The organism is Isoptericola variabilis 225, from assembly GCF_000215105.1.
Classification (GTDB): domain Bacteria; phylum Actinomycetota; class Actinomycetes; order Actinomycetales; family Cellulomonadaceae; genus Isoptericola; species Isoptericola variabilis_A.
The window spans coordinates 1,225,741-1,235,583 of the sequence record NC_015588.1 but is presented as its reverse complement, the minus strand read 5'-3'; the positions used below and the strand labels follow the sequence as shown (position 1 = coordinate 1,235,583).

The window sequence follows — 9,843 nt, the reverse complement described above, 5'->3', positions numbered from 1 at the left end:
CGGAAAGAGCACCAGCGATGCCTCAGATCATCCTCGGTCCGAACCTTCCCAAGCTCGACGGGAGCGTCAAGAAGGCCGCGTACGCGTTCCTGGAGAAGCTCGGCGAGAACGATCAGGCGCCCGGCCTGCACATCGAGCCGATCAACGGGACCGCGGACCCGCGCATCCGGACCGGACGCGTCAACGACTACTGGCGCGCGGTCCTGGTCAAGATCCAGGGTCAGGCGACGGAAGCGCACTACGTCTACCTGGGCACGTACCAGCACGACGACGCGATCGCCTTCGCCAAGACGGCGGTCGTCCGGATCAACCCGCGCAACGGGATCGCCGAACTGGTCCGGGCCGACCAGCTGGTCGAGCCGACCATCGAAGAGCGCGACACCGCGTTCCGGACGATGCCGAAGCCAAAGCCCAAGCCGGACGACGTCGACACCACGCTGTACCCGCTGCTGCAGACGCAGGGCGTCGCTCTCGCCGACCTGCTCGACCTCGGGATCGACGCCGACGCCGCGGAGCAGGCGATCCTTGCACGGACCGACGACGAGATCCTCGCAGCGGCCCAGGTGGCTCCGGCCGCGTGGCAGGCCGACGCGCTCCTCGACCTGGCGTTCGGGGTCAAGCTCCCCGACGTCAAGGAGAAGCTCGGCCTCACCGCGCCGGACGTCACGCCGGACCCGGCGAGCGACGACCAGCTCCTCGAGGCGCTGCAGAAGCCGGCGGCCCAGATGGACTTCGCGTTCATCGAGGACAACGACGAGCTCCGCGCCGCGATCGAGGACGACAACTTCGGTCGCTGGAGGATCTTCCTGCACCCCGAGCAGCGCGACTACGCGTTCAAGGATCGCAACGGGTCGTTCCGCCTCTCCGGCGGCGCGGGCACGGGAAAGACCGTGGTGCTGCTGCACCGTGCGCGACACCTGTGGCGCGAGAACCCGGACGCGCGGATCGTGCTCACCACCTTCAACAAGACGCTGGCGGCATCTCTCGAGGAGACCCTGCGCCTACTCGACCCGAAGGTGCCCGTCGTCACCGAGCTCGGCAAGGCCGGCGTGTACATCGCGGGTGTCGACGCGCTCGCACGGCGCGTGCTCTCGAAGGCCGAAGGCAAGCTGGCCGGCAACGGGTCCGACGTCGGGCCCGTGCAGCGCGTGCTGGGTCAGCGCACACCGCACGTCATGGAGCTGACCGCTCGGGCCACGTGGATGACGGCGATCGAGTCCGCGGGCGCCGCGCTGCCCGCGTCCCTGCGCAGTCAGGCCTTCTTCGAGGCGGAGTACTCGACGGTGATCGTTCCGAACCTCGTGACGACCCGCGACGAGTACCTGCGGGTACGTCGGCCCGGGCGCGGAGTCGCGCTGAGCCGCAAGGACCGTGTCGCCGTGTGGAATGTGGTCGAGGCGTACCGGGCGTCTGCAGCAGCGAACAACGCGACCGACTGGGACGAGAAGGCGATGATCGCCGCGGTCTACCTGAACGGCGCTCCCGACGACCGGCCGGCAGACCACGTGCTGGTGGACGAGGCGCAGGACCTGGCACCGTCGCGGCTCTTCCTGCTGCGGGCCCTGGCGCCGGAGGGGCCGAACGACCTCTTCATCGCCGAGGACTCGCAGCAGCGGATCTACGGTCAGAAGGTCGTGCTGTCCCGGTACGGGATCAACATCCGAGGCCGCTCACGCCGCCTGACCCTCAACTACCGGACGACGGCGCAGAACTTGCAGTACGCGGTGGGCGTGCTCTCGGGCACTCAGTGGGTGGACATGGAGTCCGGTGACGCCACCGTGGCCGGCTATCGGTCTGCACGGTCCGGGCCGCCGCCGGTCGAGCTCGGAACGTCGTCTTTGGTTGCAGAGCTGGGGAAGGTCGCCGATCAGGTGCACGACTGGCTCGAGGAAGGCAATGCACCGGAGACGATCGGTGTGCTCGTCCGCACGCGTTTCGTCGGCGAGAAGGTCGTCAACGCCTTGGCCGAGCGCGGGGTGCAAGCGCGGTTTGTCCAGGACGACGCATCGGCGGGAACAGGCAAGATCTTGGTGATGACCATGCACCGCTCGAAGGGCATGGAATTCCGGAACGTCGTCCTCTTCGGTGTGTCCTCCGACGAGCCGGGGTGGGGCGTCGGCTTGAACTCACTGCCTGAGGCAGAGCGGGCCGACGCCGAGCTGCGAGAGCGGTCGCTGTTGTACGTGGCGGCGACGCGCGCGCGGGACAAGCTCGTCGTGCTGTGGAACGGGAAGCGGAGCGACCTGCTGCCCGAGTCCGGCGTCGCGGCGAGCCCGGACCTGGAGGTCACGACGTGATTCATGAGACAGATCTGCCCAGGTGGCAGGCCAAGATCGACCAGATCGGCGCTGCCGCGGCGAGCGACGAAGACGTCACTGCTGGGTGGGCCAAGGACGAGGTCGAGCGTGGTGCCCGAAACGCTGAGTTGCGTGCCATCGTCGACGCGTTCCTCGGCGACGGCGACCTCAGCGCATTGCGACAGTCTGTCGATGAGTGGCGGCAACGCCCCGGTGCGGCCTTCGACGGCAGCGGACAGACGTGGCTGAACCAGGTCGCCAGACACACCCCCGACGGCGACACCGAGGTCGTCCGCGCGCTCCAGGACGCTGTGAGAACGCCGCGAAGTATCGCTGAGTCGGTCCAGAAGATCGACACGCTTGCTCAGGTGACAGAGCAGCTCACGCCGAGGGGCGGCCCTCAGGTGGGCCGGATCCCGTTCGTGCTGTCGGCCTTCTGGTCGGCCGACGACTCGGACCCGGCGTGGCCGGTCATGTGGAGCAGCGCGCCCCAGATGATGTACGAGCTCGGGTGGTTGCGAACGTGGAGCAACCGGGATCGCTGGCCCCAGTACGTCGAAGCTGCGCGGGACCTGTGCCCTGGCCAGGTGACGCGGTTCGAGCATCTGATGACGTACCTGGCCGAGCACAAGTTCGTCGGCCTCAGCCCCCATCTCGCCAGTGTCTGCGCCGAAGCAGCCGACCTGATGGCTTCGTACACGCGCGGCACCGGGTACGCCGACGACAGCACGGCCGCAAGGGCGGAGTCTCTCGCGTACCAGCTGAGGGGCGAGCTCGGGCTCGCCGCTAACGGTCTGGTCTCAGACCTGAACACGCGGCTAGGGCGACAGCTGAGGGCGCAACCGGTCGACGCGCGCATCGAGTTCAGCAAGACGGGCGCGTTTCGTGCGGACGCGTACACGATCTGGGCCGAGAGCGACGGCGACCGAGTGCCGAGCCTTCGGCTCTGGGTGACGCGCTCCGGCGTCGCCATCGGTGTCCACGCCTACGGGGAGAACCGAAGCGACGAGGCGGCCATCGCAGCACGTGTTGCATCAAAGCTGCCGGAGGGCATGACCTTCTTCCAGCTCCAGCCGCACCTGAGCGGCGATCGCCTAGTCCCGGTCGACGGGTACCAGTCCGGGCAGGTGTTCGCCGGTCGATGGTGGCCCTGGGACGAGGTGCCGCACGGGCTCGAGCTGCGCGACACGGTCCTCGACACGACGGAGGCCCTCATACCCGTCTTCGACGTGGTCAGCGCCCGCCCTGAGTCCCCCGCGATTCGCGAGAACGCGGCCGTCGACGACCTCGCGGCGCTGGCGCAGCGCTTCCGCACCGACCGCCCGTACCCGAACGACAAGGATGCGTGGCACAAGGACGAGCGAGCCAGGTTCGCCGAGATGCTCAGCCCGGACAACCTCGTCGTCTTCGACCTGGACCTGTTCCGCATGCTCATCAACGGGACCCGGTACGGCGGCCCAGGCCCTCAGTCCGTGCTCAACACGAGCCTCAGCAGCATGAACTCGATCGCGCTCGACGAGTTCGCCCGCAACATTCACGAGATCCTGTGGGGCGCGGAACCAGTCGCCACGAGGATCGACCGTGCACTGGACTGGGAGGACCTCGGCACCAGGGGACTCGGCGAGTCCGTCCTCATGAAGATGTTCGCCATCGTCGACCCCGACCGGTTCCTGCCTGCCTTCCCGCTGACAGGGCCTCGCGGCAAGATCGCCATGCTTCGCCGGCTCGGGCTTCCAGAACCCGACCTGGGCCTCACACGCGGAGAGCAGCACGTCGCCGCCAACGACACCCTGCGCGGGAGACTCGAGCCTCTCTTCCCCGAGGACCCGTGGGGCCAAGCGCAGTTCGCGTACTGGCTCCTCGAGAACGACGTGGAGGACCCCGGCCCGGAGATCGACCTGCTCGGACGAGCCGCCTCCGAGCTGTTCCTCCCGGAGTCGTTCCTCAAGGAGATCGAGGAACTGATTCTCGAAAAGGGGCAGGTCGTGTTCTACGGTCCGCCCGGCACCGGCAAGACCTACGTCGCCGACAAGTTCGCCGCAGCGATCCAGCCAGATCCTGACCGCAGGATGCTCGTGCAGTTCCACCCGTCGATGTCGTACGAGGACTTCTTCGAGGGATACAGGCCGAGGACCGACGAGGCGGGGCAGATGTCGTACGAGTTGCGACGCGGTCCGCTCGCCCTGATGGCCGCCAAGGCGGAAGCCGCACCTGGACAGCCGCACGTCCTGATCATCGATGAGCTGAACCGGGCCAACTTGCCGCGCGTGTTCGGCGAGCTGCTGTACCTGCTCGAGTACCGGCGCAAGTGGGTCCGGACGGCCTACCGCGCCGACGAGCCGTTCGAGCTTCCGGCCAACCTCTACATCATCGGCACGATGAACACCGCCGACCGCTCGATCGCGATGATCGACGCCGCGTTGCGGCGTCGCTTCCACTTCGTGCCGTTCGTGCCGCACGAGGGTCCTCTGTCCAACGTGCTGCGGAGGTGGTTGAAGGCGAACGGCGAACCCGCATGGGTGGCCTCGCTCGTCGACGGCGTGAACGACGAGCTCCGCGGGCTCCTCCGTGGCACCCACCTGCTGATCGGCCACTCCCACTTCATGGTCGCCGGCGCAGGACCAGAGAAGGCCAGCGTGCTCGACGACAAGCGGCTCCGGCGCATCTGGGACTACGGGATCTACCCGATGATCGAGGACCAGCTCTACGGAAAGCCGGAGAAGCTCTCGGATTTCACGTGGGAGGCCGTGCTGCGAAGGTACGGGCCAGGCTCAGCCCCCGCGGCCGAGGAGCAGGAGGCCGTTGACGCCGAGCTGGGATCCGATGACGCGTAGGACGGTTCCGCTTCCCGAGTACGGAGCCTCCGTACCGGTGCAGCTCACGGGCGCCGACCTCAGGGTGCTGCAGACCGTCCCGCGGGAGCGACTCCTGGCAACGCCAACGATGGAGCCTGGACTCTTCACGCTGCGGGCGTCGTCGTGGGTAGGCACGGTCGAGCTCGACACAGTTCGGGTCCGAGTGGTGCCGAAGGTCGACGACCTGCGCAATGTCCTCGGGATGTTCGCCTCGGCCGCCGGACTCGCGGACTGGTCCGTGCGCGCCTCCGACTACGCGGACGCGGACGTTGTGGAGGGCATCGCCGAGCTCGTCCTGCGCACGATCGACCAGGCGACCAGGCGCGGACTCGTGCACGGGTATCGGTCGCGCATGGAACGTCTGCCGGTCCTGAGGGGTCGGCTTCTCGTCGCCGAGCTCGCGGCTCGTCCGTGGGACCCGTGGCCAGCGCCGTGCGCCTACGACGACTTCACGGCGGACGTGGCGGAGAACCGTGTACTGCTCGCCGCCGTCAAGGCCATCCGCGGGTGGCCACTCCCACCGGAGGTGCGGAGGCTCAGCGCCGACCTGATGTCTCGCTTCGAAGAGGTCTCCGACGCCAGCGATCCGTGGACCGAGGCGGAGAGCATTCGTGAGAGCCCGCTCAACGAGCACTACATGCCAGCACTACGACTCGCCGCCATCGTGCTGGAAGGTGCGGGTGTTGCTCACGGCGCAGGCGACAGGGAGGCGGTGTCGTTCCTCGTCGACATGAACAAGCTCTACGAGCGATGGATAGGGGCTGAGCTAGCGACTCGACTGTGGCCGACGTTGCAGGTTCTCGAGCAGCGGTCGGTCGCCCTCAGCAGGCGACCACGTGTCTCGATGCAGCCCGACCTCCTCTTCCGCGAGGGCGGGCGCAACGTCCTCGTTGGGGACGTGAAGTACAAGCTGACCGGTTCCGGTCTGGCGCGGAACGAGGACTACTACCAGCTCCTCGCCTATGCGACAGCGCTCGATCTGCCACGCGGGATCCTGATCTACTGCCAAGCCGACGACGCGCCCGCCCGTCACCTCACGGTGGTCGGTGGTGAGCAGGATCTGGTGTGCTACCCGCTCGACCTTGGCGGACCGTGGAAGGATGTCGGAGAGAGGCTTGACGAGCTCGCGGACGTCGTCCAGCACCTGCGCGTGCCCTCGTACTCGTCGTGAGCGGTAACCCCCCTTTCGGTACGAGACCGGCGTGCAATGGGTGGCACAAGCCCGCTCTGAGCCCCGTCGAGGATGGCGCCCGGCAGGGCGTCACACCGAGCGAGTCGGTCGAGCTGCGCGTGACCCACAGCTGCACGGCTCGGAGTTCGGTGCAACCTCCTGGAAGGCGAGGCCCGTGGAGCCGAGACCAGGCGTGGGAGGCGCGGCAAGGACCGCGAGAAGCCCGCCCTGGCCGCGCACGACGACCTCGTGCACCGACCGGTTCTGCCATGGCGCCCAGGAGATTCCTGGCCGCACATCGCTGCTACGCCGTGATGGCGTCCATGGGCCCGGAACGTCTCCGCCAGCCGCAACGCGGCCATGGAGTCCTCCTTCGCGGGATGCAGATAGACGTCCGAACTGCCGCCGCCGGACCACCGCGGGGAGCTGCGCATCTCGACCCGCGATCGTGGCCTGGAGGGAACGGGCCATCACCGTCGGCACAACCTCGGACGAGTGACCCCGATCGAGAGCAGCCACCAGATCACTCAACTTGTGCTCGCCGTTCGACGGCCGCTGACACCTATCCGTACAGCAGTACCCTTTTGCTGTACGCGGCACTCTGGTTCCGCGGCGACATCACCGAGCGCCCCGACGCAGATGGAGGGACCGTTGGACAGGTTCGATGAAGGGCTGCGGTGCCAGGACGTCCACTCGGGTCTGCGGAACCTTGACCCGCATTCTGCCCTGCTTGCACCGCTGAGCGACACACGAGTAGTCGGTATGGCGGCGACCGTCGCAGGCTTGATCCGCGGGCGTGACGTCATCGAGGATGCACAGGCACTTAGCCAGATCGCTGCCTACCAGCTCGATGTCGATCCACTGGCGTTCAGTGAGGTCGTCGCGCTACTGGAGGATGCCGGATACGTCCAGGGTGTCCAGCGGAGTGGAGGTAAGGTCACTACCTTTACTGAGACGGTTCCCTACTACGACGATCTCTACGGCACTCTTGGCGACGCATGGCGAGACCGCGCACCAACGGAGCTAGAGCAGCAGCTGCTGGTGGTCGTCCACGGGCTCTCGGAAGCCCCCGTGCCGCTGGAGGAAGTGGAAGCCAGATTCGGACTAGACCGATCGGCCGTGGGCGACATCATTGAGGTCGGCGACTCTTCAGGCCTTGTACGTACTTTGCGCACCATTGATGGTGATATCGCATACTCTCCCTTTTTTGGCTTCGAGAACCCCGAACTTCTTGTCTCGCTAGCCGGTACACATGGTTCAGACCAACTGATCAGCGAACTTTCAGCCGTCCGGTCGAAGCAAGGGCTAGAGCTGACGCCCGGGAACTACCCGGTCCTCACAGAGGCGGTGGCGGGAGGCCTCGTCATGGCACCGGCAGTCACGTTGCCGGACGGCAGCTCGAGAGCGTTCGCGGCGCTGCCGTACGTGTCGGACCATAATCTACTCGTAAATCGGAAGCCAGTGTTGGAGAAGGCACTGGCCGTACTTGCTTGCTTGCGCGGTGCTGAGAGCTACGGCGAGTACAACACACTCTCTTCCACCGGCCTGGTGAACGTTATCGACAAACTCCTCGATCCCAACCGGGGATTCCTGAAACCCAATAGCGCCCACAGGCGCCAATACGCCCTAATGCGCAATGCTGGCCTAATACGTTTCGCCCCAGACACACTCCCAGGCGGAAACTGGGTAACACCCACCTTCATCGACACCGCCGACAATCGCGAGGCACTGCGTATCGCGAGGGATCTCATCACCCGAGGCGAGTCAGTCGCACATCGGGTGGATGATTCGATCGCTCGGCAGGCGCTCGACGCGGGCACCGGATACCGCGCCCCGATGCAAACAACACAACGGCTTCGTAAATCGGCACAACCCTCACCTACACACTTCGAGCGCCTCTTCGAGAAGGCGATGGGACGGAGTGCCCTATGAGTGAACTCGACCTCGGACTAAAGGTCGGCGTGCGACGACTGCTCTGGAGCATGGGCTACAGCACCCGGCTCGATGTCGAACTACGTGGGGAGCAAGCGGCGCCGCACGGCACCAGCCAGGCCCGGGGAGGGAGCGGAATCTCCAGCGGGCCTGAGACCTTCACCGACCTTGACGTGCTCGGTGTTTTCGTTGCCCCGGGCTTCCGGCTGACGTCGACAATTGCGGACTGCAAGTCAGGCAGGCGCGACAAGCCGACATCTCGCATGTTCTGGGCGCGAGGGGTGGGTGATCTCTTTGGCGCAGACCATGTGATGCTCGTGCGCGAACATGAAGTTAATGACGCGACACGCCAACTGTCGAACCGGCTTGGCATCACAGTGTTGCCGTCAGCGGACCTAGCGGCTATGCAGCAGTTGTACGGGGAGCCGCTTACCGATCCAGACGGGGCACTAAGGGTTCTGTTCGACCGAACGGCTGTCGCGAACGGTCTGGCAGCATTCACAGGACTGAACCGGCGCCTGGGCCCACTCCTCGAGTACCGTGAGTTTGATTTCTGGGTTTACGAGGATCACCGTAATCCGGTTCAACTTGTGGCTCATCTTCAGGATGCGGCCAAACACCTCGAACCTCGCAACCCAGTTCATCTCGCGCTTTTCGTCGATCTCGCGTGGCTCTACATGCTTACGCTCGTACGTGTATGCGCCCATCTCCAAAGCGCGTACTTGCGTGACCAAGACCGCGGTCTGCAGGAGTACCTTTTCGGCGGCGCCACTAACCTGCGCGAGAAGGTGGAGGTCGCGCACCTCCTGCAAAGCGTTGCGCCGGAGGGCATCCAACCGCTGGACCACCTCCCGCCGTACTACGCTCAGTTACGTGAGTTGGTCACCCGGCTCATGCGACGTCCCGCGGAGGTGCAGGCCGGGCTGCGATACGCCGAGGCCGTCTCCGCGCTTATGGCCGCGCGCGTACACGTCGCCCTCCCCGACGCTTTCGGCGTTGAGTATCGCCCTATCGCTGCGAAACTCGTCGCTGACGTCTGCGGATTTCTGGTCGCGGCCGGCGGCCTCGACCCTGAGTTTCGCGTCCAGGCGCGAGCATGGCTACTGGGCGAACCAGTCGCAACGGCGAGGAAGACGCCAACTTTGACTGGTGTTCCAACGGGCGACACCTCGGGGCAAGGGAGGTCGGACGACCATGCACTGCGCGGCGATGGCCCAGTTGTTGCGGCGGAGCATGGTCACGTGTCACCCAGTAGCCAGGGAGCCCCGGTGACGTTGGATGGAATAGAACGCGGTTCCAGTGACGCCCACGATCACGACGGAATGGGCGCCGCGAGGGGCGCGGCGCCCGATTCTGGGAGACGATCGAGCGACGACGCTCCTGTGGACGGGATACACCGGCCCACCAGGCCGAAGACTGTACAGGGTGAGCTCGAGGTTGAGTCCGCCACTTCGGAGCAGGGTACAGCGGAGTCCGGGACGAGCGCCGGCAGCTGATCGGAGTCAGAGCTGAGGCTCCGGTCGAGTCGGACAGCCCCGAACTGGTCGCGGCGCCTCCAGAGTCCCTCCACGGCGCGGTGTCCGGCGTG

Annotated in this window: 5 protein-coding genes; all 5 read left to right on the top strand. The window is 66.3% G+C overall.

Annotated elements, in window-relative coordinates:
• Window positions 1-17 precede the first annotated feature (17 nt).
• Window positions 18-2,297, top strand: coding sequence for a UvrD-helicase domain-containing protein (locus tag ISOVA_RS05720; protein ID WP_013838300.1), 2,280 nt, complete (start codon window positions 18-20; stop codon window positions 2,295-2,297).
• Window positions 2,294-5,131: an McrB family protein gene (locus ISOVA_RS15430; RefSeq protein WP_013838299.1), complete on the top strand. Its 2,838-nt coding sequence runs from the start codon at window positions 2,294-2,296 to the stop codon at window positions 5,129-5,131. The genes ISOVA_RS05720 and ISOVA_RS15430 overlap by 4 nt, the downstream gene beginning before the upstream one ends.
• Before the next feature lie 37 nt (window positions 5,132-5,168).
• Window positions 5,169-6,323 carry an McrC family protein gene (locus tag ISOVA_RS05710; protein ID WP_186004576.1) on the top strand — a complete coding sequence of 385 codons (1,155 nt, stop codon included), beginning with the start codon at window positions 5,169-5,171 and terminating at the stop codon, window positions 6,321-6,323.
• A 762-nt stretch (window positions 6,324-7,085) separates the two neighbouring features.
• On the top strand, window positions 7,086-8,255 hold the full coding sequence (locus ISOVA_RS16000; RefSeq protein ID WP_221927835.1) for a hypothetical protein: 1,170 nt from the start codon (window positions 7,086-7,088) through the stop codon (window positions 8,253-8,255).
• Window positions 8,252-9,751, top strand: coding sequence for a hypothetical protein (locus ISOVA_RS16410; protein ID WP_013838296.1), 1,500 nt, complete (start codon window positions 8,252-8,254; stop codon window positions 9,749-9,751). The genes ISOVA_RS16000 and ISOVA_RS16410 overlap by 4 nt, the downstream gene beginning before the upstream one ends.
• Window positions 9,752-9,843: the final 92 nt, after the last annotated feature.

Bases quoted from the DNA above. Each gene is read 5' to 3' on its own strand.
- ISOVA_RS16410 (WP_013838296.1), top strand. From the start codon at position 8,252: ATGAGTGAACTCGACCTCGGACTAAAGGTCGGCGTGCGACGACTGCTC.
- ISOVA_RS05720 (WP_013838300.1), top strand. From the start codon at position 18: ATGCCTCAGATCATCCTCGGTCCGAACCTTCCCAAGCTCGACGGGAGC.
- ISOVA_RS16000 (WP_221927835.1), top strand. From the start codon at position 7,086: ATGGCGGCGACCGTCGCAGGCTTGATCCGCGGGCGTGACGTCATCGAG.